The following is a 21,886-nucleotide window of genomic DNA, read 5'->3' as shown; positions in this document are numbered from 1 at the left end:
GGTATCAGCACGCTCGCTCGTACTCGACCTGGTCCAGGGGGTTCCCATCGCCGAAGTCGAAGGCGCGTGAGGTGCCGCACTCGGTGAAGCCGCACTTGCTGTAGAAGCGACGGGATCGCGGGGTGTCGCGCAGGGTCCACAGGTGTACCCGGGCGAACCCGTCGTCGCGCACGCGGCTCAGCGTCCCGGCCATCAATGCGGCAGCGACGCCGCCGCCCCAGCTGTCGGGGTGGCTGTAGAAGGTGTGGATCTCGGCCAGGCCCGGCCGGGTCGAGGACGGGCTGAAGGCGGACAGTGCCAGAGGGCGGCCGTCGAGTTCGGCCAGCAGGATCGTCGCTGTTCCCTGCGCGATCCTTTCGTGCCACCGTGTCCGCCTGCTCCGGACCGCACGCGCGGCGAACTCCGGAGCGAAGAAGGGGGCATAAGCCGCCTCCCAGGCCGCGGCGTGGATCTCACCGAGGACGTCCCCGTCGTACGGGCCGACGCTACGAACTTCGAACATTTGATCACTCTAGCCGTAACAGGGCTGAGAATGTTCGGAGTTCAGGCCCTTGGCCGACGGACGGGGGTGATCGTCGTCGGTGGGCCGCTTCTGGCGGGTGCCATGTGCGGCGCCATAGGGAACGCCGAACGGGTGCCATGTGGCGCCATTCGGTGCCACCTGGTGCCAGGTCGTCACCCTCGATGGCGCCTGAGTGCCCATGGTGCCGCAACGGCCTGGGCTGCCCGCGCCGTGATTGCGCAGTCAGGGCAGGTCGCCCTTGAGGTCACCCCCGCGAGGCGCCATGCAGGCTTGCGCGTGGTGCCATCATGGTGCCATGATGACGTCATGGACCTCACCCCGTATGTCGACACCCTCCGCCGTGAACTCGCGGTCGCCGCCGAGGCCGGCGGCGACGAAGCCCGCGAGCTGGCCGATCGGCTCACCGCTCCGCTGGAGTCGGCGACCCGGCTGACCATGCTCAATGTGCTCTCCGCGGCGATGGACGAGATCACCCGCGAGCTCGCACCCGGCTCGGTCGACGTACGGCTGCGCGGGTTGGACCCCGACTTCGTGGTGACGCTGCCCCCCACCGACGGCGGCGCCCCCGTGGGGCCGGCCGCGCCCGTCGAGCCGTTCAAGGCCTCGGCCCCGGCCGAAGGCGACGAGGGCGGCACCGCCCGCGTCAACCTGCGTCTGCCGGCCCACCTCAAGGCCCGCGCCGAGGAGGCCGCGAGTCGTGAGGGCCTGTCGGTCAACGCGTGGCTGGTGCGCGCCGTGTCGGCCGCGGTCGACGGCGGCCCCCGGCCGCGTGCGACGGAGAAGGCCCAGACCGTCGGACAGAGCATCACGGGCTGGGTGCGTTAGTCACGGCCCCACCGGCACCACTTCGCCCGCACCACTTCGCCCGCACCACTTCACTCACACCACGTCCCACCAGCGGGGACGAGCCAAAGACTCATGAGGACGGGACAGCCATGCCTTCTTACGACACTCCCGAACCGATCTCGGCCACGGCACACGTGGAGGCCGGTTCCATCCAGTTCATCGCGGGCGACCGCCTCGACACCGTCGTCGAGGTGCGGCCCCGCAACCCGAAGAAGGACCGGGACGTGCGGACGGCCGACCAGACCGAAGCCACGTACGCGAGCGGCGTCCTGACCCTCAGGACGCCCAAGCCCGTGTTCGGTCTCGGCCGCACCGGCATCGTCGACGTGACGGTCGAACTGCCCACCGGCTCGCGCGTCGAGGTGATCGGCGCCTGGACCCAGGTGCACGGCGAGGGCCGGCTCGGCGAGGTTCGCGTGAAGACCTCGTCCGGTGACGCCCGTCTCGACACCACCGGCCCGCTGAAGCTGACCGCCTCCCACGGCTCGATCGCCGTGGACCGGGTCGAGGGCATGGCCGAGATCACCACCAGCTCCGGCAGCATGCGCGTCGGTTTCGTCGACGGCCCCGCCGTCCTGAAGAACTCGCACGGCACCACGACCGTCGGCGTCGCGACCGGGGAGCTGCGCGTGAGCGGTGCCAACGGCGACATCGACATCGCGCGCGCCGAGGGCTCGGTCACCGCCACCACCGCCCACGGCACCCTGCGCGTAGGCGAAGTGGCCCGTGGCACCGTGCAGCTGGAGACCTCCTACGGCTCCATCGAGGTCGGCATCCGCGAGGGCACCGCTGCCTGGCTCGACGCCAACTCGGGCTCCGGCCAGGTGCGCAACACGCTCACCGCGTCCGAGGCGCCGGCCGCGAGCGAGGACACCGTCGAGGTCCGCGCCCGCACCCGGTACGGCAACATCGACATCCGCCGCGCCAAGGCCTGAGCGCAGCACCCTCGACCGGCCCCACCCCCACTCACTTCAGCCTTCGAATGGAGGGCTCCATGCCTTCTTTTGTCATGCCCACATCCAGTTGGGGTGGCGGTCGGCCCTCGCCGGCCGCCGTCTCCGCCGTCGGTCTGCGCAAGTCGTACGGTGACAAGACCGTCCTCGACGGCATCGATCTGCGTATCCCAGCGGGTTCGGTCTTCGCGCTGCTCGGCCCGAACGGCGCCGGCAAGACCACCGTCGTGAAGATCCTGTCCACGCTCATCACCGCCGACGCCGGGCAGGCCCAGGTCGCGGGTCACGACCTGGCCGCCGACCCTCAGGCGGTGCGTGCCGCGATCGGTGTCACGGGCCAGTTCTCCGCTGTGGACGGTTTGATCACGGGGGAGGAGAACATGCTCCTGATGGCGGATCTGCATCATCTGTCGAGGCGTGAGGGGCGGCGGGTCGCCGCTGAACTGCTGGAGCGCTTCGACCTGGTGGAGGCGGCGAGGAAGCCCGCCTCCACGTACTCCGGTGGGATGAAGCGGCGTCTGGACATCGCCATGACGCTGGTCGGCAGCCCGCGGATCATCTTCCTCGACGAGCCGACGACCGGTCTCGACCCGCGCTCCCGCCACAACATGTGGCAGATCATCCGCGAGCTGGTCTCCGACGGGGTGACGGTCTTCCTCACCACCCAGTACCTGGAGGAGGCCGACCAGCTCGCGGACCGTATCGCGGTGCTGAACGACGGCAGGATCGCCGCCGAGGGCACCGCCGCCGAGCTGAAGCGGCTGATTCCCGGCGGGCATGTGCGGCTGCGGTTCGCCGACCCGGCCGCCTACCGGTCCGCCGCCACCGCCCTGCGCGAGATCACCCGGGACGACGACGCCCTGGCCCTGCAGATCCCCAGCGACGGCAGCCAGCGCGAACTGCGCTCCCTCCTCGACTGGCTCGACGCCGCCGGCATCGAGGCCGACGAACTCACCGTCCACACCCCCGACCTCGACGACGTCTTCTTCGCCCTCACCGGCACCAACCACCCGAACCAGCCGAATCAGCCTAACCAGGCCAAGGAAGCAGTCCGATGAGCTCCCTCACCTTCACCCTGCGCGACTCGTCCACGATGCTGCGCCGCAACCTCCTGCACGCGCGCCGCTATCCCTCCCTCACCCTCAACCTGCTGCTCACGCCGATCATGCTGCTGCTGCTCTTCGTCTACGTCTTCGGCGATGTGATGAGCGCCGGCATGGGAGGCGGTGCCGACCGCTCCGAGTACATCGCCTACGTCGTGCCGGGTCTGCTGCTGATGACCGTCGGCAGCACGACGATCGGCACCGCGGTGTCCGTGTCCAATGACATGACCGAGGGCATCATCGCCCGCTTCCGCACGATGGCGATCCACCGCGGCTCCGTCCTCATCGGACACGTCATCGGCAGCGTGCTGCAGTCCATCGCCAGCGTGCTCCTCGTGGGCGCCGTCGCCGTCGCCATCGGCTTCCGCTCCACCAACGCCACACCCCTGGAATGGCTGGCGGCCTTCGGACTGCTCGTCCTCTTCGCCGTCGCACTCACCTGGATCGCCGTCGGCATGGGCCTGATCAGCCCCAACGCCGAAGCCGCCAGCAACAACGCCCTGCCACTGATCCTCCTGCCCCTTCTGTCCAGCGCCTTCGTCCCCGTCGACGGAATGCCCAGCTGGTTCCAACCCATCGCCGAATACCAGCCCTTCACCCCCGCCATCGAAACCCTGCGCGGGCTGCTCCTGGGCACCGAGATCGGCCACAACGGATGGCTCGCCCTCGCCTGGTGCGTAGGCCTCGCGGTGCTCGGCTACTTCTGGTCGCAGGCGGTTTTCAACCGCGACCCGAAGTAGCCGGGACGAACAATTCGCATTTCACGGGTGGATCATCGGAGGGGTCGGATCATGGGGACAGCACGGAGTCAGCAGCAAGCGGCACCCGGCGCCTTCACCGCCTTCGCCCGCTTCGTGCTCTGTGGCGGCGGGGTGGGCCTCGCCTCCAGCTTCGCCGTGGCGGCCCTCGCCTCCTGGATTCCCTGGGTCCTGGCCAACGCCCTGCTCACCGTGGTCTCCACGCTCCTCGCCACTGAGCTGCACGCCCGCTTCACCTTCGGTGCGGGCGGGCGTGCGACCTGGCACCAGCATGCGCAGTCGGCCGGGTCCGCGGCGGCCGCGTACGTGGTGACCTGCACGGCGATGCTTGCTCTGCGGCAACTGGTGGCGGCACCCGGTGCGGTGCTCGAGCAGCTCGTCTACCTCTCCGCCTCCGGACTCGCCGGCATCGCACGGTTCGCGGTGCTGCGCCTCGTCGTCTTCGCGCGGAACCGCTCGCAGGCCGTAGCCACGGTCCGTACCGTTCGCCCCCTGAACGCGGCCGTGGCCCGCGCCTCGGCCCCGACCGACCCCGCGGCGCTCTGCCGCGCCGCCTGACCGTTCCGTCGGACGGGGCGTCAGGCGGCGCTCAGGGCGCGAACAGCGTGCTGGCCAGGATCACATGGACGGCTGTGCCGCCGAGGATGCTCAGCAGCGCGTTGCGACGCCACAGATGCAGGCCGACGGTGACGGCGAGGGCCGCGAGCGGAGCCAGACCGCGCGTCTGGGTGAGGGGGAGGTCGCGCAGGCAGTAGGCGAGGAGGATCACCATGACGCCGGCGGGCATGCGGGTGCTGAGGTACTGGATGGTTCTGCTGGTGCGCAGGGGTGTGAGGGCGGCGAAGGGGAGCGCTCGCAGTCTCCGGGTGACTGCGGCGGCGACGAGGACGGCGGCGATGGCGTAGCGCGTGTCAGGCATGGGTCGGCTTCCTGCCGGTGGTGAGGTGGCGGGCCAGCAGAGCCGCGGTGAACAGGGCGAAGGCGGCCAGGAGCATCTGGCTGGGGAACAGGAGCCGCGCGGCCAAGGCACTGAACAGGGCGAGCGCGGGGGTGGGCAGATCGCCGCGCAGGTCCCGGACGGCGTCGAGGGCGAGGACCGTGGACATGGCGGTGAGGGCGAAGTCCAGGCCGGTGACGCCGTCCGGGATGAGGGAGCCGAGCAGGGCCCCGGCCACCGCGCTGCCCGCCCAGTACAGATGCAGGAAGAGCTGCAGCCACAGGATGCGCCGGCCGGACCAGGAACGGGCCTGCTTCCCGGTGGTCAGCGCGTACGCCTCGTCGCACAGGGCGAAGGTGGCGTACGTCCTGCCGAGACGGCCGGTCACGCGGTGCAGGGGGAACGACAGCGCGTAGAAGACGTGCCGGACGTTCACCATGAACGCGGACAGTGCGATGGCCGCCAGCGGGGCCGCGGCGGTGACCATGCCGATGAGCAGGAACTCGAACGATCCGCCGAAGGCGAGCGTCGCGGACAGCCCCGCCCACCACCAGTCCAGTCCCGACTGCGTCACGAGCGCCCCGAAGGCGAGACCGAGCGGAATGAATCCCAGACCGGCGCCCGCGGAGTCGTGGAACGCCGCACGCGCCTCGGACGGTCCGGCGGACGGAGGGACGGGTGCGGGCCGACTGGCCAAGCGGGTCGGCCTGACCTCGCCGCCCTGCCTGCGCCGGGTGAAGCGGCTGGAAGAGGACGGCGTCATCGCCGGGTACCGGGCCGTCATCAATCCCGAGGCCATGGGCCGCGGGCTGGAGGTCCTCATCGACGTCGCGTCGCCGTGGCCGACCACGCCGCTTACGAGGCCTTCCTCACCGGCAAGCTCAGCTGCCTGCCCGCCGTCCTCCGCCTCGAATCCCACTTGACCATGAAGAAGATCAAGACCGACCGGTAGGAGCCGGGCTACGGGGCGGACCCCGGCCCCGGCGAGGCATTCTCGGCCCGGTCGTTGTCACCGCACATGGCTTGCTGGTACAGCGTCGACAGCGCGTGGTCGATGGGGTGGGGCTGCGGCTTCCCCGAGGAGTCCGGCTTGTTCCACCTCTGCAGGTTGACCGCGACGGACATCTGGCGCTTGCCGTCGGCCCGGGTCAGGGACATCGTTCCGGACCCCCAGACCGTGCCGTCGTGGCCCCAGAAGGTGCCGCAGCCCGGCCGGGTGACCTTGTGCAGGCCGAGACCGTACTCGATCGTGGATCCGTCCAGGGCGATGACCGGGATCGTGCGCTGCATCTGCGCCAGCGAGGACCGGCTGACGATCTTGCCGTCGAGCAGTTTGCCGTAGAAGCGGTTGAGATCCTCCATCGTCGATACGAGAGAGGCCCCCGTTCCCGTCCAGGACATGTTGTAGACGCTGTAGTCGCGCGGCGGGTCGAGCAGTCCGTAGAAGGCCTCGTACATCCGCGAGTGCGGTCCCTCGATGCGCGGCCCGGTCGGAAACTCGGTGTGCCGGAGCCCGGCACGCTCGATGACGTTCCGCGTGATGTACTCCTCGGCCGGGGCACCGGTCACCTGCTCCAGGAGTTGGCCGAGGAGCAGGTAATTGGTGTTGGAGTACACCCCCTTGGGGCCGCCGGGCTCGCCGGTGGGAGGCGCCGCGAGCCCCAGCTCGATCAGCTCGGCGGGGCGGAACTGCCGGAAGCGGTTGTCGTCCAGGCTCTTGGGCGAGACATCCGGCAGAGACGGGAACGCTTTGAGAGAGGGGAAGGCGTAGGGGATGTAATCGGGGATGCCGCTGGTGTTGTTGAGCAGCATCCGGACCGTGATTTTACGGCCGCGTTCTCCCGGCACCAGATGCGGCAGATAGCCGCCGATCGGCGCATCGAGCCGGATCCGGCCCTGCTCGACCTGCTGCATGACGGCGGCGGCGGTGAAGGTCTTGGTGACGCTGCCGACACGGTGCCGCATGTCGGGTCCGACGGGGCGGCCGGTCCTCACATCGGCGACCCCGGAAGCGCCGCGCCATATCCGGCCTGCATCGCGCACCTCGCCGTACACACCCGGCACCCCCGCGCGGTGGACACCGTCCATGGCGGACTTCAGCTCCGCGGGATGGAAGCCGGGCGACGGGCTTGCGCCGCCGGCCGGCACGGCCTGTGTCTCGGTGGGTGCGGGAGCTGCCGTCACCGTGCCCGCACAAGCCATTAGCGCGGCCACGCCTGCGCAGAACACCAGTCGAATCTTCAAGACAACCGTCCTTTCAAGGGGTTCACGATCAGTACGAGCTAGGCCAGCGCGCGGCGCAGGGCGCCGGCGAGGTCGGTGATCTGGCGCTGCGAGACCGCGGCGGACAGAATCGCCTGTGACCCGTGGAAGGTGCCGGGCCACTGGTGCAGGTCGACCGAGACGCCGGCCTGCAGCAGACGCAGCGCGTAGGCGATGTCCTCATCGCGGTTCGGGCAGAACTCCGCGGTGGCGATGTAGGCCGGTGGCAGGCCGGACAGGTCGGTGGCCCGCGCGGGGGCGGCGTACGGTGTGGCGGGCCGGGAGCCCAGGTAATGCCGCCACGATGTGGCGATCTTGTCGCGATTCATCCAGGGCGTATCGGTGAAGTGCTGCCGTGACCAGGTCTGTTCCCGGTCGTCGAGCCCGGGCTCGTTGAGCAGCTGGAAGCGGATCGACGGCCCCTGCTGGTCCCGCGCCCGCAACGCCACCGCGGCCGCGATCCCCGCGCCGGCGCTGTGGCCGCCGACCGCGATCCGCTCCGGGTCGATGCCGAGTTCGGCCGCGTGTCCGGCCGTCCAGGTCAGTACGGCGTAGGCGTCGTCCAGGGCGGCCGGGTACCGGTGCTCGGGCGCCAGACGGTAGTTCACCGAAATCACCACCGCCCCGGAGAGGTCCGCGGTCCGGGCGGCCCACGGGTGCTCGGTGTCGAGATTGCCGAAGACGCCCCCGCCGCCGTGCATCCAGATGATGGCGCCCTGCGCCGCCTGGTGCGGACGGTAGATCCGCACCGCGACGTCCGGATCGGCGGGCACGATACGGTCCTCGACCTCCATGTTCGAGGTGTCCGGCGCCGGCGTCGCGGCAGCACGCTCGGCGAAGTCCTTGCGCGCGGTAACCGGGTCGTTCAGGTCGAGGTCCGGCAGGAACGGGATGAATGCTTCGAGTTCGGGATCCATGACGACCATCCTCACGGCCACCGCCCACGGACGTCCCCCGCCATCCGTCGCGCATCCCGCCCCGATCACGCACCGCTCGGCGCGCCGCCGTTCCGTATGCCTTCACTGGCGCGTCCGCCGCCGTGATGTCGGCGCCCCACGTTGTCCGCCGGCCCCCACCCGGACGGCACACCCGCTAGAGGAAACCGTGACAGCCGGCCGCGGCTAGGCTTTCACCGCGCAGCCGATATCGAGCAAGAGCGGGGGAGATCGTGCACCGACCACTGCTGTTTCTCGACGTGGACGGGCCGCTCAACCCCTATGCGGCCAAGCCGGAGAAGCGCCCCGACGGCTACACCACGCTCAGAGTGGCCCAGGACAGCGGGATCCACGAGGGACACGGGGGGCTTTCGGCCCGGCGGCGCCCCCTACGTGTGTGGCTCAACCCGACGCACGGGCGAGCCCTGCTCCGGCTCGGTTACGAACTCTGCTGGGCCACGTCATGGATGGACGACGCGAACCGGTGGATCGCCCCGGTGCTCGGCCTTCCTGAACTCCCCTTCGTCGACTTCGGCGACGCCCTGTTCCAAGACCGCCCCGACGGAGTCCACTGGAAGACCGGTCCGCTGACCGACTACGCCAACGGGCGCCCCTTCGCCTGGGTGGACGATGAACAGAGTGATCTGGACGAGGCGTATGTGACCACCCACCACCGTGGGCGTGGGCTTCTGCACCACGTCAACCCGCGGATCGGTCTGCGCGAGGACGACTTCCGCGAGCTCACTGACTTCGCCCGGGCCCTGGCCACTTCACGAGCCATCGGCTGAGCCCAATGCCGACCCATCAGGGCGTCAGGAGCCCGGTTCGACCTCGAGCCAGCGGTGCCGGCGGGAATCGCGGTATTCCAGTGCGACCCAGCCCAGCTTTCTGAGGGCCTGCGTGCACTGCTGAAGTGCCTCCCCCTGCTCGTGGGAGGCCCGACTTCCTGGCGGGCCGAGCCATTCGACGCGGGCCATCACCTCTGGCCGGCCGTTGCGGGGAGTAGCCCCCGATGATTCTGCTCGGCGGACGACGTACCCGGTGGAAAGACGCCGACCGTCGGCGTTCACGGCCGAGGGTGCGATGCCGGCTGCCTCCAGGGCAAGGGCGATCGCGCGTACTGGCTGCCGTAGTTCCCACTCTGCCGGGACGGCCGTCGGCTCGGCAGCTGTGCCATTCATCAGGCGGCGGATCTGCAGGAGAGCGTCAACGGCCTGCCGGACAGCGGCCGCACGCTCCTGCGGGCCTTCGGGGGCGGGCTCCTCGTCTCCCGTAGCCACGGGGAAGCCCGCCGTGCCGCCGGTCACCTTGCCTCCCACCCGGCAGTAGCCGTCCCCGGCTCCGGCCCACACCCGAACAAGCGGAGTACTTTGCGGTGCTCGTGTTTGTATCACGTTGTGGGTGCAGAGGTACCCCCATATGGTCACCGGTATGTCTGTACGTCTTCGTATGCGTCAAGCACTGCCGGAAGCGATGCGCGCCCGCGACAAGGTCGCGGTGAGTGCCCTGCGCTCGACACTCGCCGCGCTGGACCACGCCGAGGCGGTGCCTGTGGACGAAGCCGGGCTCCGTGGCGTGGCCCTTGAGCATGCGCCGGTCGGTGCCGGCGCCACCGAGGCGCCGCGGCGGGAGCTGAGCGAACGCACCATGGTGGACATCGTGCGTGCCGAGGCCGACGAACGACTGGAGGCCGCGGCGCAGTTGACCGCGCCCGCGCATGCCGACCGAGCCGAGCGGCTCCGCGCGGAGGCCGCCGTGCTGCTTCGGTTCCTCGACGGCCCCGGCACCGCATAGGGCGCGCGATACTGGCTGTCAGCGCCGCGCGCCCCCGCCGCGTACGGCCGTGACCAACCAGGAACTGCTCCGCAGCCACACAGCGCCGTCCGCCTCGTGACGGCGCAGCGCGGCCGTCAGTGCCTGACGCGCCCGGGCCTGCTCGGACGGGCCGACCTGGTCGAGCAGATGGCGTCCGGGGCCCGAGTCCAGCAGGAACGCCGCGGCATCCGCCGCGTCGACACCCCACCTCCCCGGCACCTCGACCCGCTGCACGTCCACTTCGGCGAACCCGCCCGCTGAGACGAGGTCGCGGAGACGGTCGGGATCGGTGAGGGAGAACATACCCGGGCCGCCGGGCTTGCCGAAGCCGCCGAGCGGCAGGATGCCCTTGAGTGAAGCCAGCGCCTCAAGCCATTCGTTGGCCTCGGCTTCCGCCGCGCAGATGAAGGCCAGTCGGCCGCCGGGCCGCAGCGCGCGGTGAAGGTTGGTGAACGCGGCGACGGGGTCGGTGAAGAAGGTCATGCCGTAACGGCTGATGACCGCGTCGAACCCCTCGGCGTCGAAGGAATGGACTTGGGCGTCGCCCTGAAGGAAGGAGACGTTCTCCACCCCTTCGCGCAGGGCGCTGTCGCGGGCCTTCTCCAGCATCGGGCCTGACAGATCCAGCCCCAGTGCCTGGCCGCGGCCGGCGCGCCGGGCAGCGAGGCGGGTGGTGCGGCCGGCCCCGCAGCCGATGTCCAGCACGAAGTCGCCTTCCGAGACGGCCGCGGCCTCCAGGAGGGGCTGATTGAAGCCGTCGTTGACGGCATCCCAGCGTTCCTGGCTGCGCGCCCACTGCTCGCCCTCGTAACCGTTCCACGCCTCGGCCTGTGCGGTGTTGACGAATTGACCCATGGGTGACTCCCTCCGACGCGGGACGCAAGTGGCCCCCGCCTCTAGTATGGGCAAGTGCCCAAACAATATGGGCGTTCGCCCATACCTGCAATGGGCCTGAGGAAAGGGGCTGTTGTGTCACCTCGTGGAGTGGCGATTCCCGACTTGCGTGAGCGGCTGTTCGCAGCCGCGGAGCGCGTGGTGGCCCGCGACGGCGCCGCCGCCCTGACCAGCCGCGCCATCACCGCGGAGGCGGACTGCGCCAAGGGCGTCCTGCATACGCACTTCGCCGGCCTGGACGAGTTCGTCGCCGAACTCGTCCTCGACCGGTTCGCGCGGAGCGCCCGGCAGGCCGAGGCGCTGGAAGCGAGGGTGGGGGAGGCCACGGTCGCGGACAATCTTCAGGAAGTCGTCCTCGCCCTGATGGACGCCCTTCCTGCCGCGGTGGTGGGACTGGCGATGACACGCCCGGCAGCGGCCCTGCACACCCGAGAGGGTTTCCGGTCCGGCGCGCCCGCGTTCGATGCGATCCAGCATGCCTTCACCGCCTATCTGCAGGCGGAGCGGCGCGGCGGCCGGCTCCCCGCCGACGCCGACCCCGCCACCATCGCGCTCGCGCTCGTCGGTACGACCCACCACCTGCTGATGACGCGCGTTCCCGGGCGCGGGGAGGGCGCGGAGGTGACCGTGAGGCGACTGCTGGACGTTCTGCTGCGTAGCTGACTTCGGGCCGGGAATACCCCAGGGGGGTACAGCGTTGTGCTGTGGGTCCGCGGGAGCAGAGCCACACTGGACGGGATGGGGGATGACAGCCATGGACCACAGCGCACACCACACCGCACATCACACCGGCACCGCTCACGACCAGGCCGCGCGCCGGCCGCACGTGGGCCGCACCGGGCACGAGAGGGACGGAGTGACCTGGGGAGCCGCTGCGAAGGCGACGCTGCACTGTCTGACCGGGTGCGCCATCGGCGAGATCCTCGGCATGGTCATCGGTACCGCCCTGATGTGGGGCAACGTGCCCACCATGGTCCTGGCGATCGCGCTGGCGTTCCTGTTCGGCTACTCGTTCACATGGTTCGCGGTCCGCAAGGCCGGCCTGGACTTCAGGGCCGCCGTCAAGGTGGCCCTGGCCGCCGACACCGTCTCCATCGCGGTGATGGAGCTCGTCGACAACGGCATCATCGCCCTGGTGCCCGGCGCGCTGGACGCCCACCTGTCGGACGCGCTGTTCTGGACGGCGCTGCTGGGCGGCTTCGTCGTGGCCTTCGTGATCACAACACCGGTCAACAAGTGGATGATCGGCCGCGGCAAGGGCCACGCCGTCGTCCACGCCTACCACTGATCTCCGCTCGCCGCACAGGCCTGCTGTCAGGCGGGTACCGCCCCCACCAGGCCGCCGTCGACGACGAGGTCCTGGCCGTTGACGTAGGACGCGTCGGAGGAGGCGAGGAACGCCACGGCCGCCGCGACCTCCTCCGGCAGCCCGAAGCGTCCGGCGACGATCCGGCCGGTCACCGCCTCCGCCTCCGCCTCGGTCAGCGCGGCAGCGGGATACATCGGGGTATCGATGTAGCCGGGGCTGACGGAGTTCACGCGGATTCCGCGTGGGGCGAGGCCCGCGGCGAGGGTGCGAGCCAGGTTGTGCACGGCGGCTTTGGTCGCCGAGTACAGGGTGAGGACGCTGTTGCCCCGGTGGAGCGTCCAGGACGCGGTGAAGACGATCGAGCCGCCGTCCACCAGCAACGGCAGCGCCTTCTGGACGGTGAAGAACACCCCCTTGAAATTGACGTCGACACCGTGGTCGAAGTCCGGCTCGGTGATGTCTTCGAACGGCAGGAACGTGCCGGTGGCCGCGTTCGCGAAGAGACTGTCCAGGTGGCCGTGACGGGCTCGGACCGTCTCCATCAGCGCGTCCACCGCGCCGAGATCGGCGGAATCGGCCACGGTTCCCCAGGCGTGAGGGCCGAGCTCCCGGACGGCGGCGTCCACGCGCGCTCGGGTGCGGCCGGTGATGATGACGTGGGCGCCCTCGGTGATGAGGCGATGTGCGGTCGCCAGGCCCATGCCGCTGGTGCCGCCGGTGATGAGGACGGTCTTCCCGGTGAAGCGGTTCACGCCGATGCTCCCGTCAAAGCGTGGCTGATGTGGTCGGTGAGATGAGGCAGCCAGTCGGCCCGTGCGTTGCCGAGGAGGTGGTCGCCGTGCGGGACGGACAGATAGGTGCCGTGGGGTGCCGTACGGGCCAGGGGCTCGCCGTTCGTCACGCCGGGGATGACGTCCTGGCCTCCGTCCACGACCAGCAGCGGGGAGGCGATACGGGGGGCCAGGGAGGCAAGGTCCACGTGATCGGCGAACGCGCGGGCGGCATCAGTGCCTCCGGTGCGTCGGCTCATGACGTCGCGGACCGGCGGGGGAAGTGCGTCCCAGTCGAGGCGGAAGGGGCCGCTGACGGTGGCGACAGCCGCCACGCGCGCCTCCAGCGCCGCGGTCCGGGCCGCGAAGTAGCCGCCCAGACTGAGGCCGACGAGGCCGATGCGTGCGACGCCGAGGGCGTCGATGACGTGCCCCACGATCTGCTCGTAGTCCGGCCTGAGGACTGTGGTGGCCGCGAGCACGCCCTGCCCCGGGCCGTCCATCGCGAACACGGCCAGCCCTCTGGCCAGCAGCGCGGAGACCAGGTCGAGGAACTCCTCCTTGGCCGAGTCCAGGCCGGGAACGACGACCACGGTGCCGGGTGCGTCGGAGGGGCCCCGCAGCCAGCCGGTGAATCCCTCGCCGCTCACACGCCGGGCGCCGGGCTCCAGCACCGTGATCGCCCTGCCCAGGGCGTGGTCCGCCGCGGCGGCGGCACGGCCGGCCTCCGCGTAGGGCGCCAAGGTGGCCAGATGGAACCACCGGGCCGCCATCAGCAGGTACTCACCCGCGGAGACCGGCGATCCCGCGTTGTCCGCACGCTGAAGGTAGGAGTGTCCGGTGCGCAGGAAGGACGGTCCCCAGTCGGCGACGGAGGTGAGGCCCTCGGTGACGCGACGGTATTCATGGGGGTCGACACCCGCGCCGGTGGCGCGTGTCCACTGGGCCGCGGCGAATTCAGTGGCGTTCACGTTCATCGTCCTTCTCCTGTCAGCAGAACGGCCTTGCCGCGGATCCGTCGCTCCCGCAGGTCGACCAGTGTGTCGGCGGTGTCCGCCCAGTCGGTGATCCGGCCGATCTCCGGGTGCAGCCTGCCCCGTTCCACCAGGCCCACCAGGGCCGCGAGATCGGGGCCGTAGGGAGCGCCCGCGTAGTGGAAGTGCTGGATCGTGACACCCTCGGACGCGCCCAGGAGCTCGAAGAAGTCGAGGGTCACCGGGCTGCGGCTCGCCTGGCCGAACCAGACGAGCAGGCCACCCGGGCGCACCTTGGAGAGGACGATCGGCAGCGTCGGCCCGCCTGTGGACTCCAGCACCACGTCGAACGGCCCCTGGGCCGCCGTGACGTCGTGCACCACCCGTGCGCCCAGCTCCGCGAGCCGCTCGCCGCGCACCGGCGTGGCCGTCACCGCGGTCAGCTCGGCCCCGGCGGCCACGGCCAGCTCGGTGACGTAATGGCCGACGCCGCCCGAGGCGCCGGTCAGCAGCACCCGTCGGCCGGCCAGGGAGCCGGCCGTGCGCAGCAGCCGCAGGGCGGTGATCCCGGCCAGGGGCAGGGCCGCCGCCCGTACGCTGTCGATGCCGTCCGTGAGCACCGCGAGGGAGTGCGTGGGCACGGCCGCGTATTCGGCCCACCCTCCCTGTGCCGGATGCCCCACCACACGGGTGCCGATGCCGGGGCCCGAGCCGTCGGCCGCGGCCTGCACGACAAGCCCTGCGATGTCCTTGCCGGGCAGCAGCCCCGGCCCCGGGCGTTCGAGGAGGAACGTCTCGCCCCTGTTCGGTGCGAACGCCTCGACCTTGATCAATGCTTCACCGGGCTCCGGCGTGGGCTGGGGAGCCTCGGCGAAGGCGACCGGACGCGCCGCGTCTCCCGTGGGAATCAGTCTTTGCATGCCGAGGATGCAACCCCCGCACCCGCCCCGCGATCCAACAACGTACGAGCGAAAGCGACAACTTTTGGTTGTCACCTATGGTGGGAGGCATGGATCTCGACCTGGCGCAGGTGCGTGCCTTCGTGCGCGCCGCCGAGGAACTGCACTTCGGACGGGCGGCCGGGACTCTCGCCATCTCTCAGCAGGCGCTGTCCAAGAGGATCGCGCGGCTGGAATCCCTGCTCGGCACCGAGCTCTTCCGGCGCGGCGGCAACGGCGTACGCCTCACCGAGGCGGGACGGCGTTTCCTCCCACCGGCCCGGCAGACCCTGGCCGCCGCCGACGCCGCGGTCGCGGCGGCGGTCGAGAAGGACCGTCCGCTGCGGGTGGACGTGTGGGGGCACCTCTACGCGCCGATGCGGACACTGGCCCAAGTCGCTGGAGAAGCAGGGGGGTTGGTGCTGGGGCACGGGCGCGATCTGCCGTCGGTGACGGTGGCGCTGCTGCACGGGGACATCGACGCGGCCTTCGGCCGGGTGCACCCCCCGCTGCACGCCGGGCTGGCACACCGTCTCGTCCGCCTCGAACCGGTGGACGCGGTACTGAGTGCGGACCATCCGCTCGCGACCGAACCGGCACTGCGCCCGGACCAGCTGCGCGGCAGCGTGCTGTGGGCGCCCGGCGCACTGGACCGGCTCGACTTCCTCCATCAGTTCGCCGAACGATTCGACATCCGCGACAGGGCCGCGAGTGTCAATCTGGGGCTCGCCCACTTCCTCGCGGAGGTGGCCGGCGACCAGCGACGCTTCTCGCTGCTGCCCGCCGACGTGCCCCTGCCGGACATCCCCGGGCTGCGCTCCGTCCCGCTGGTCGACCCCACACCGCTGTACGCCTGGTCGCTGCTGTGGCGCACCGGCGACGTGCATCCCGGGCTGAACCACCTGACCGCCGCCTGCGCCGCGGAAGCGGGGCAAAGCCGATGGCTGGAGTACAACCCGGCCCGCGACTGGCTGCCCGAGCCGCCGCAGGCGCCGGGGCCATCGGCATGAGGGCGACGCCGGGTTCCCGTGGCCGCCTCGGGATCGAGTGATGACGCTCCCGAGGCGACGGCCTGACGTTTGAGGGCGGGGGGCGAGGGCGGGGGCGAGGGTCGCGGGCCCGTCCGGGCCCGCGACCTGATCCGGTAGGTCAGCACCTCCGGCCGTCGCGCAACTCCAGTCGCCCGCCCGGGAACCGCTCCCGGAAGCCACGGTCGTGCGAGACCGCGACCACCGCTCCCGGGTATGCCGCGAGCGCCGCCTCCAGGTCCTCGACCAGATCGAGCGCGACATGGTTCGTCGGCTCGTCGAGTACCAGAAGGTCCGCGGGCCGGGTCACCAGGCTCGCGATCTGCAACCGCCGTTGCTGCCCTGCGGACAGCGCCGCGACCGGTACACGCAGATCCTCCTCGCGGAACAGGCCCAGCGCCAGCAGCTGTTCGGCGTACTCCTCCGGCAGCCCGGGCCGCCCGGCCGCGAAGGCGGCGAGCAGCGGCAGCCGCGTGGAACGCACGGGCAGCTCCTGCGCCAGGTACCCGATCCGGGCAGGGCGGCGAACCGTGCCCGCGTCCGGCTCCAGGTCGCCCGCCAGGACGCGCAACAGCGTTGTCTTGCCCGCCCCGTTCGCGCCCGTGACCAGCAACCGCTGCCCGGGCGTGATCGCCAGCAGCCCGTCCAGACGCAGCCGCTCACCGACCGCTACGCCGTCGAGCTCGGCGAGCGGGCGGTCGACAGGATGCCCCCCGTCCGCTGCCGACAGCGCCGCCGTGAACCGCAGCGGTTCAGGCGGCGCGGCCACCGGGTTGCGCCGCAGCTGCGCCAGCCGCTCCCGGACCGCCCGCACCTGCCCGCCGAGCTTCGCCTCGTGCGAGCGGCGGTGCTTGCCGAAACCCTGCCGAGGGTCCTTGCCGGTGGTGGCCAGCCGCTTCCCGGCGGCGTCGAGCAGTTCCTCGGCGCGGGCCACCTCCTGAAGCCAGTCCGCGTGGCCCTGCTCCGCGCGGCGCCGGGCGGCGGCCTTCGCGGCGCGGTAGCCGGCCCAGCCGTCGCCGTACCGGTACACCGTGCGCGCATCCCGGTCGACCTCGAGGATCGTGGTGGCGATGCGCTCCAGGAAGCCGCGGTCGTGGGTGACCGCGACGACCGTGCCGCGGTGCGCCCGCAGGTGCTCCTCGAGCCAGCGCACGGCCGGCGCGTCGAGGTGATTCGTCGGCTCGTCGAGGAGCAGCAGCTCGGGGGCCGCGGCCAGCACGCAGGCGAGCGCGAGCCGCGACTGCTCGCCGCCGGAGAGCGAGCCGAGCACGCGGTCGCGGGTGATCCCGGCGAGCCCGAGCCCGTGCATGGCGGCGTCGACGCGGACGTCCGCCTCGTAGCCGCCGCGCTCCTCGTACGCGCTCAGCAGCTCCCCGTACGCGGCGAGTTCGTCCGCCGACGCCTCACCGAGGCGCTGCTCGGCCGTGCGCAGCCGACGCTCCATGTCGCGCAGTTCGGTGAGGGCGAGGTCGACAGCGTCCTGCACGGTGCGGTCCGGGTCGAGGTCGAGGGTCTGGGCGAGGTGGCCGGTGCCGCCGGGGAAGCTGACGGTGATCTCCCCGGCATCCGGCGTCTCGGCCGCGGCGAGCAGCCGCAGCAGCGTGGACTTGCCGGAGCCGTTCTCGCCGATGACGGCGGCCTTCTCGCCCGGGCGGACGGTGAAGGAGACCTGGTCGAGGACGGTCCGGGTGCCGAAGGACTTGGTGACGTCCCTGACGGACAACTGCGCCACGGCAGTGGGCACAGCGGTATGGGCGCGTTCGCGCATGTGACTTTCCCTGGGAATGCGAAGTGTCTACGGGCAGCAGAAACGGCGGCATCGGCCGTGCCCGGACTCAGAGAAAGTAGAAGAAAGCCATACCTCCATCCTAGCAAGACGGTACGTCTCGTGTCTACTGATAAGCATCGAGGCGCTCTACTCGGCCTGCCGGCACCGAAGTTGTCGCCGAACGCCCCCTGGTAGGCTCCCGGCATCGATCCGCAGCCGTGGCCCCACGGCCGTGAAGGCCCCGGCAGAGGCCGTCCGGTTTCCGGGCCAGGTGCAAGATCTCCGCTCACGCGTGGAAAGGTCTTGCCGTGGACAGCTGCGAGCTGAATGAGAAGACGCCGGCAACGGAAGGCGTCTGTCTGCTGACCGTCGTCAGCCCGCGCAGGGATGAAGGCAACAGCCCGACCGGGATCGTCGGCCGGTGCCTGGCCCGGCACCTGCTCGCCATGGGCCGGCGGGTGCGGGTGATGGCCGAACCGGACCAGTGCGATGGCTGGCCCGACACGGTCGACGTCGTGGAAGGGTCCATCGTCCGGCCGCTGGAGTGTGCCCGAGCCTTCGACGGTGTCGAGGCCGTGTTCCTTGCCGGTGCCCACCCGTCGACGGTCCAGGACGCCCTCGCTCTGGCGCGAAACGCCGCCGTCGGTAAGGTCGTTCTGCTGTCGTCACACGGGCCGGAGTACGAAGAGGCCCATCCGCCGGAGACCTGGTTCTGGCTGGCGATCGAGAAGGCGGTGGAGCGCTCGGGGATCGCCTGGACCCACATCAGGCCGTCGGCTGTGATGGGTGCCGTCATCGAGGGCACCTACCCGGTGACAGGGACGGACTGGTCCGGCACCATACGCACCGACGGGGCGGTCCGGGAGGCCTTCCTCAGCGAGGGCCACTACCCCTTCATCCATGAGGAGGACCTCGCCGCCGTCGTGGCCGCGGCCCTGATCGGCGATGACCACACCGGGACAGTCATCGAGGCTGTCGGCCCGCCGTTGAGCACGCTGTCACGGATACGGAGCATCGCCGCCGCCCTCGGCCGCGACATCGTCGCGGTCGATCTCGCTGCGGACGAGAGCCGGGCGAGGTGGCGGCGCCTCGGCTGGCCGGAGGGTGCGATCGACGTGACGCTGTACGCACTTGAAGAGTACGGCGCCCACTTCGACGAACTCGTTCAGTGGACACTCGACCAGCGGCCGTCCGTCCAGGACATCATCGGCCGTCCGCTGCGTACTTATGGCGATTGGGTGAGGGAGAACATCGATTCATTCCGCTGACGGGAGCGTGCCGAGCGCTGTGCCGCTGCCGGAACCACGGCCGCCCCTTGTCAGTGGTGGGTGCCACGATGCGGGGCATGACTTCTCCTCGGTTACTCACGGCCTATCAGCCCGCCGGTGATTGCCCCTTCCCGCCCGAGTGGTGGTTCGTGCCGGCCCGGCTCTCGCACACCGCCGTGGTCGGTACGGGGCCGGACACCACGATCCTGCTGACCGGCTGGGAGGTATGGCCGGATTCGCTGGGCATCCGGCTGAGTGTCTTCAGGCGTCAGGCGCATGAGGACCGCGAGGGCGGTACGGACGGTCTGCGGTTCACCCTGGTGCTGGCCGACGGCCGCCGCGCCGGCACTCCGGACCCGGACGTGGGGGACTTTCCCGGGCAGGCGGAGTGGCCCAGCCTCCGCCTCCGCGGGGGATCGGGCGGCCTCTTCCACTACGGCATCGAGCTGCACCTGTCCCGGCTTCCACCCCAGGGCCCGCTCACCCTTGTCACCGAATGGCCCGCAGCGGAGATCCCGGAAACCCGGACGGAGTTCGACGGCACGGCGCTGCGCGCGGCAGCGGAGACGGCGGTGGAGGTCTGGCCGGACCTGCCGCCGGCTCCCGAGCAGGAGGTTGTCGGCTGGATGACCATGGGGCCGCAAGAGATCATGGCGCGGCCCCAGCAGTGGCTTCTGCCCAGGCCGCAGCGCCCGCAAGCCGTGGAGCGGGACCGTGCGGACTGGGAGGGCATGGGAATCGAGGGCTGGGCCGATCCGGAAGTGGTGCGAGCGCGTCTGGCAGCAGGAGCCGACCCGGACGACCCCCAGGAGCGGCCGCTGCACCGGGCCGCCGCCGACGGTGTCCCGGAGGCAGTCCGGGAATTGGCGGGGCTGGTCAGCGATGTCGACCAGGCTGACGACGAGGGCGTCACGGCTCTGTGGGAGGCCGTGTGCCACGGTGCCGAGGAGAACGCGGCCGTCCTGCTCGCTGCCGGGGCCGATGCCTGGACGCCACGCGTTGCCCGCTGGTCGCCCGGCCGGCTCGCCCTGACCACACGCCTGGCCCCGCTCTTCGCCAGTTCCGCGCCGCCCGGTGCACGGCTCACCGACGCTGAACTCGCCGCGTTCCGGGCAGCCGACGCCCAGGCCGCGGTCTTCGGAAAGGAGGTGCACACCGAGGGGATCTCGGTGGCTTTCGTCTCCGGCGTGGACGCGACGGAAGCGATGCGCCGGCTCGGAGCCGACCCGTACCGGGCCGGCTCCGAGGAGTACGACCCCTACGACGACTGGGACAACTGCTCCCGGGTCGTCGGGGTGACCGCGGCGCCGGGCGGTTGTGTGCTCGTTCAGCCTTGCTTCTACGGACTGAACACCGACGCCTGGCTGGCCGCCCTGACGAAAGACGGCGGACGGGCGTACGGCGTCTACTTCAACCCCAAGGGCGGCACCTTCGGCACGCTCGCCATGAACGGCCGGGCTGTCCACAGCGAGGAGATCGGCATGCCACCGGGTGAGGAACACCCTGAAGGGCACTGGACCCACCGCTTCTGGCTGTGGGATTCCACGGATCGGCTGTGGGAGGCGAACAAGTTGGCCTACGCCTGCGACCAGGCCCAGCTTTCCGTCGACGAGAGCCGTGCGGTGACCGGGCAGCCCGACTGGTGGGCCGAAATCCGGGAGGACAGCGCCTTGTCGGCGGACTAGGCGGTGTCCGGCGCGAGGGCTTCCGCGCTGTGGCCTCCCTCTTGGGCCAACCGCTCTGCCCGGGGTGCGTACGCGGTGGGGTCGACCGCGTACGCGTACCGGAAGTCTTCCCACTCGCCCACGTCCACATGGCCTTGTCGTATCCGTCGTAGCTCAGGTCCTCAGGGCCGGTCGACAGGCGACTTTGCAGTTGGGCCGATCCGGTACTCGGCTTCCACGACATCAGCTGTCCGCGCCGGGTCCGGCCGGCGCTGACGTGGCGGACAGCGATCCGGTCCGGTCACTCCGTCCCGGTACCAGCGGCCAGCGGACGACCTTGGGCTTTTTGCTGCGGTTGGGCCGGCCCCGGAATTCGTCGCCGTAGGCCATGATGCCGTTCTCGGCGTATTCGCTGACCAGGAGGCTGTGGGGCGTGGTCGTCCGGTCCACCGAGACGGCCGAGAAGCGCAGCCTGAGACCGGCGTTGTCGTACGCGCCGACCTGGGGGAGGACGTAACGTGTACCGGCCCGCGGAATCCCTGTAGGGCTCCACCAGCAGGACGTGGCGGTATCTCGGCTGCGCCCCGGCACCCCAGCTGATGATGCTGACCCGCATGCCGTGGTCCTGTCCGCCGCCGAGGCCGTGCCATGAGACGAACAACGTGGAGCCGGAACCGAAGTCGTCGTACGACGTGGTGATCCCCTGTGGCCGCCGTGATGCGTCGACCTGGTCATGGGCCACATCCCAGCTGAAGCCGCAGGCGTACTCCTCGGCGATGTTCGCACGGCCCTCGCCGGTCTCCACCAGCCCGCCGCCGCGGTTGGCGTCCGCCAGCACCCGGTCCGCCGACACCTTCGGCAGGATTCCGGCCAGACCTGCGATCGACTCCCGGTAGGAGCGGTTGCCGCCGCTGGGCAATACCGTAGAGGCATGGGCAGAAACCAGCACAGGACCGGTCCGCAGGCCGGACATGTCTGCCCGGTCTGCCGGCACCCCGTGGAGACGGTGGTCGAGCGGCACAGACGCTTCGGGATCTTCGTGCCCGTCTGGGGCCCCGGCCCGTGCCAGAACCCCGACTGCGCCGCATACGCGGCCGACCCGGAACAGAGGACACCCCGGCCCTGATCCCGATCCGAGGTG

At 70.8% G+C, this 21,886-nt stretch carries 25 protein-coding genes and 1 pseudogene; 14 read left to right on the top strand and 12 right to left on the bottom strand.

The features are described from left to right. Positions 1-4 precede the first annotated feature (4 nt). Positions 5-502 (bottom strand): N-acetyltransferase family protein, encoded by a 498-nt coding sequence (locus AB8O64_RS05245; RefSeq protein ID WP_370418095.1) that lies wholly within the window; start codon positions 500-502, stop codon positions 5-7. A gap of 327 nt (positions 503-829) precedes the next feature. Here AB8O64_RS05245 and AB8O64_RS05240 point away from each other — a divergent pair, with 327 nt between their 5' ends. From AB8O64_RS05240 to AB8O64_RS05220, 5 genes are all read left to right on the top strand, one after another. After that, the gene (locus AB8O64_RS05240) at positions 830-1,348 is read left to right on the top strand and encodes a hypothetical protein (protein WP_370418094.1); all 519 of its coding nucleotides are present in this window, start codon (positions 830-832) and stop codon (positions 1,346-1,348) included. A 110-nt stretch (positions 1,349-1,458) separates the two neighbouring features. Then, positions 1,459-2,304: a DUF4097 domain-containing protein gene (locus tag AB8O64_RS05235; RefSeq protein WP_370418093.1), complete on the top strand. Its 846-nt coding sequence runs from the start codon at positions 1,459-1,461 to the stop codon at positions 2,302-2,304. 59 nt (positions 2,305-2,363) lie between these two features. Next, a complete protein-coding gene (locus AB8O64_RS05230; RefSeq protein WP_370418092.1) occupies positions 2,364-3,380 on the top strand; it encodes an ATP-binding cassette domain-containing protein in 1,017 nt (338 codons plus the stop codon). Further along, complete coding sequence (locus tag AB8O64_RS05225; protein ID WP_370418091.1) at positions 3,377-4,165, top strand: ABC transporter permease; 789 nt, start codon at positions 3,377-3,379, stop codon at positions 4,163-4,165. Before AB8O64_RS05230 ends, AB8O64_RS05225 begins: the two co-directional genes overlap by 4 nt. Before the next feature lie 51 nt (positions 4,166-4,216). Beyond that, complete coding sequence (locus tag AB8O64_RS05220; protein WP_370418090.1) at positions 4,217-4,741, top strand: hypothetical protein; 525 nt, start codon at positions 4,217-4,219, stop codon at positions 4,739-4,741. Positions 4,742-4,772: 31 nt separating this feature from the next. On the opposite strand, the gene AB8O64_RS05215 is transcribed toward AB8O64_RS05220, so the two are convergent. Beyond that, positions 4,773-5,102 carry a branched-chain amino acid transporter permease gene (locus tag AB8O64_RS05215; protein ID WP_370418089.1) on the bottom strand — a complete coding sequence of 110 codons (330 nt, stop codon included), beginning with the start codon at positions 5,100-5,102 and terminating at the stop codon, positions 4,773-4,775. Beyond that, positions 5,095-5,883: an AzlC family ABC transporter permease gene (locus AB8O64_RS05210; protein ID WP_370418088.1), complete on the bottom strand. Its 789-nt coding sequence runs from the start codon at positions 5,881-5,883 to the stop codon at positions 5,095-5,097. Before AB8O64_RS05210 ends, AB8O64_RS05215 begins: the two co-directional genes overlap by 8 nt. Between AB8O64_RS05210 and AB8O64_RS05205 the strand changes: the two are divergent. Continuing rightward, positions 5,810-6,072 (top strand): annotated as a pseudogene (locus tag AB8O64_RS05205) (Lrp/AsnC family transcriptional regulator). The gene AB8O64_RS05210 and the pseudogene AB8O64_RS05205 overlap by 74 nt on opposite strands. Positions 6,073-6,080: 8 nt before the next feature. Here AB8O64_RS05205 and AB8O64_RS05200 read toward each other — a convergent pair. Together AB8O64_RS05200 and AB8O64_RS05195 are read right to left on the bottom strand one after the other, a co-directional pair. Next, positions 6,081-7,208 carry a serine hydrolase domain-containing protein gene (locus tag AB8O64_RS05200; protein WP_370423797.1) on the bottom strand — a complete coding sequence of 376 codons (1,128 nt, stop codon included), beginning with the start codon at positions 7,206-7,208 and terminating at the stop codon, positions 6,081-6,083. A 194-nt stretch (positions 7,209-7,402) separates the two neighbouring features. Continuing rightward, complete coding sequence (locus AB8O64_RS05195; protein ID WP_370418087.1) at positions 7,403-8,299, bottom strand: alpha/beta hydrolase; 897 nt, start codon at positions 8,297-8,299, stop codon at positions 7,403-7,405. Positions 8,300-8,550: 251 nt separating this feature from the next. Between AB8O64_RS05195 and AB8O64_RS05190 the strand changes: the two genes are divergently transcribed. Together AB8O64_RS05190 and AB8O64_RS05185 are read left to right on the top strand one after the other, a co-directional pair. Then, positions 8,551-9,105, top strand: coding sequence for a hypothetical protein (locus AB8O64_RS05190; RefSeq protein ID WP_370418086.1), 555 nt, complete (start codon positions 8,551-8,553; stop codon positions 9,103-9,105). 685 nt (positions 9,106-9,790) lie between these two features. Then, a complete protein-coding gene (locus AB8O64_RS05185) occupies positions 9,791-10,111 on the top strand; it encodes a hypothetical protein (protein ID WP_370423796.1) in 321 nt (106 codons plus the stop codon). An 18-nt stretch (positions 10,112-10,129) separates the two neighbouring features. On the opposite strand, the gene AB8O64_RS05180 is transcribed toward AB8O64_RS05185, so the two are convergent. Next, positions 10,130-10,987, bottom strand: a complete 858-nt coding sequence (locus AB8O64_RS05180) for a class I SAM-dependent methyltransferase (RefSeq protein ID WP_370418085.1) — start codon at positions 10,985-10,987, stop codon at positions 10,130-10,132. A gap of 114 nt (positions 10,988-11,101) precedes the next feature. On the opposite strand from AB8O64_RS05180, the gene AB8O64_RS05175 reads away from it, so the two are divergent. Both AB8O64_RS05175 and AB8O64_RS05170 read left to right on the top strand, forming a co-directional pair. Beyond that, the gene (locus AB8O64_RS05175) at positions 11,102-11,689 is read left to right on the top strand and encodes a TetR family transcriptional regulator (protein ID WP_370418084.1); all 588 of its coding nucleotides are present in this window, start codon (positions 11,102-11,104) and stop codon (positions 11,687-11,689) included. A 91-nt stretch (positions 11,690-11,780) separates the two neighbouring features. Beyond that, the gene (locus tag AB8O64_RS05170; RefSeq protein WP_370418083.1) at positions 11,781-12,314 is read left to right on the top strand and encodes a DUF4396 domain-containing protein; all 534 of its coding nucleotides are present in this window, start codon (positions 11,781-11,783) and stop codon (positions 12,312-12,314) included. Positions 12,315-12,340: 26 nt separating this feature from the next. Here the strand turns inward: AB8O64_RS05170 and AB8O64_RS05165 are convergent, their stop codons facing one another. From AB8O64_RS05165 to AB8O64_RS05155, 3 genes are read right to left on the bottom strand one after another with little or no spacing between them, the layout of a single operon-like run. Then, positions 12,341-13,087: an SDR family NAD(P)-dependent oxidoreductase gene (locus AB8O64_RS05165; protein WP_370418082.1), complete on the bottom strand. Its 747-nt coding sequence runs from the start codon at positions 13,085-13,087 to the stop codon at positions 12,341-12,343. After that, positions 13,084-14,076: an alpha/beta hydrolase family protein gene (locus AB8O64_RS05160; protein WP_370418081.1), complete on the bottom strand. Its 993-nt coding sequence runs from the start codon at positions 14,074-14,076 to the stop codon at positions 13,084-13,086. The genes AB8O64_RS05165 and AB8O64_RS05160 overlap by 4 nt, the downstream gene beginning before the upstream one ends. A gap of 2 nt (positions 14,077-14,078) precedes the next feature. Beyond that, positions 14,079-14,999 carry a zinc-binding dehydrogenase gene (locus AB8O64_RS05155; RefSeq protein ID WP_370418080.1) on the bottom strand — a complete coding sequence of 307 codons (921 nt, stop codon included), beginning with the start codon at positions 14,997-14,999 and terminating at the stop codon, positions 14,079-14,081. Positions 15,000-15,088: 89 nt separating this feature from the next. On the opposite strand from AB8O64_RS05155, the gene AB8O64_RS05150 reads away from it, so the two are divergent. Further along, on the top strand, positions 15,089-16,027 hold the full coding sequence (locus tag AB8O64_RS05150) for a LysR family transcriptional regulator (protein WP_370418079.1): 939 nt from the start codon (positions 15,089-15,091) through the stop codon (positions 16,025-16,027). A gap of 139 nt (positions 16,028-16,166) precedes the next feature. Here AB8O64_RS05150 and abc-f read toward each other — a convergent pair whose 3' ends face one another. After that, positions 16,167-17,813, bottom strand: coding sequence for a ribosomal protection-like ABC-F family protein (gene abc-f / locus AB8O64_RS05145; protein WP_370418078.1), 1,647 nt, complete (start codon positions 17,811-17,813; stop codon positions 16,167-16,169). Between the two features lie 308 nt (positions 17,814-18,121). Here abc-f and AB8O64_RS05140 point away from each other — a divergent pair, with 308 nt between their 5' ends. Then, a complete protein-coding gene (locus AB8O64_RS05140) occupies positions 18,122-19,081 on the top strand; it encodes an SDR family oxidoreductase (protein ID WP_370418077.1) in 960 nt (319 codons plus the stop codon). Between the two features lie 77 nt (positions 19,082-19,158). Next, on the top strand, positions 19,159-20,766 hold the full coding sequence (locus AB8O64_RS05135; RefSeq protein WP_370418076.1) for an ankyrin repeat domain-containing protein: 1,608 nt from the start codon (positions 19,159-19,161) through the stop codon (positions 20,764-20,766). On the opposite strand, the gene AB8O64_RS05130 is transcribed toward AB8O64_RS05135, so the two are convergent. Then, a complete protein-coding gene (locus AB8O64_RS05130) occupies positions 20,763-20,888 on the bottom strand; it encodes a hypothetical protein (RefSeq protein ID WP_370418075.1) in 126 nt (41 codons plus the stop codon). The genes AB8O64_RS05135 and AB8O64_RS05130 overlap by 4 nt on opposite strands. Positions 20,889-20,988: 100 nt before the next feature. Next, positions 20,989-21,336: a hypothetical protein gene (locus AB8O64_RS05125; protein WP_370418074.1), complete on the bottom strand. Its 348-nt coding sequence runs from the start codon at positions 21,334-21,336 to the stop codon at positions 20,989-20,991. A 340-nt stretch (positions 21,337-21,676) separates the two neighbouring features. Between AB8O64_RS05125 and AB8O64_RS05120 the strand changes: the two genes are divergently transcribed. Continuing rightward, a complete protein-coding gene (locus tag AB8O64_RS05120; protein ID WP_370418073.1) occupies positions 21,677-21,871 on the top strand; it encodes a hypothetical protein in 195 nt (64 codons plus the stop codon). Positions 21,872-21,886 lie beyond the last annotated feature (15 nt).

The sequence above is a fragment of the Streptomyces sp. QH1-20 genome (assembly GCF_041283565.1).
Taxonomy (GTDB): Bacteria; Actinomycetota; Actinomycetes; order Streptomycetales; family Streptomycetaceae; genus Streptomyces; species Streptomyces syringius.
This window is presented reverse-complemented; position numbering and strand designations above follow the sequence as displayed.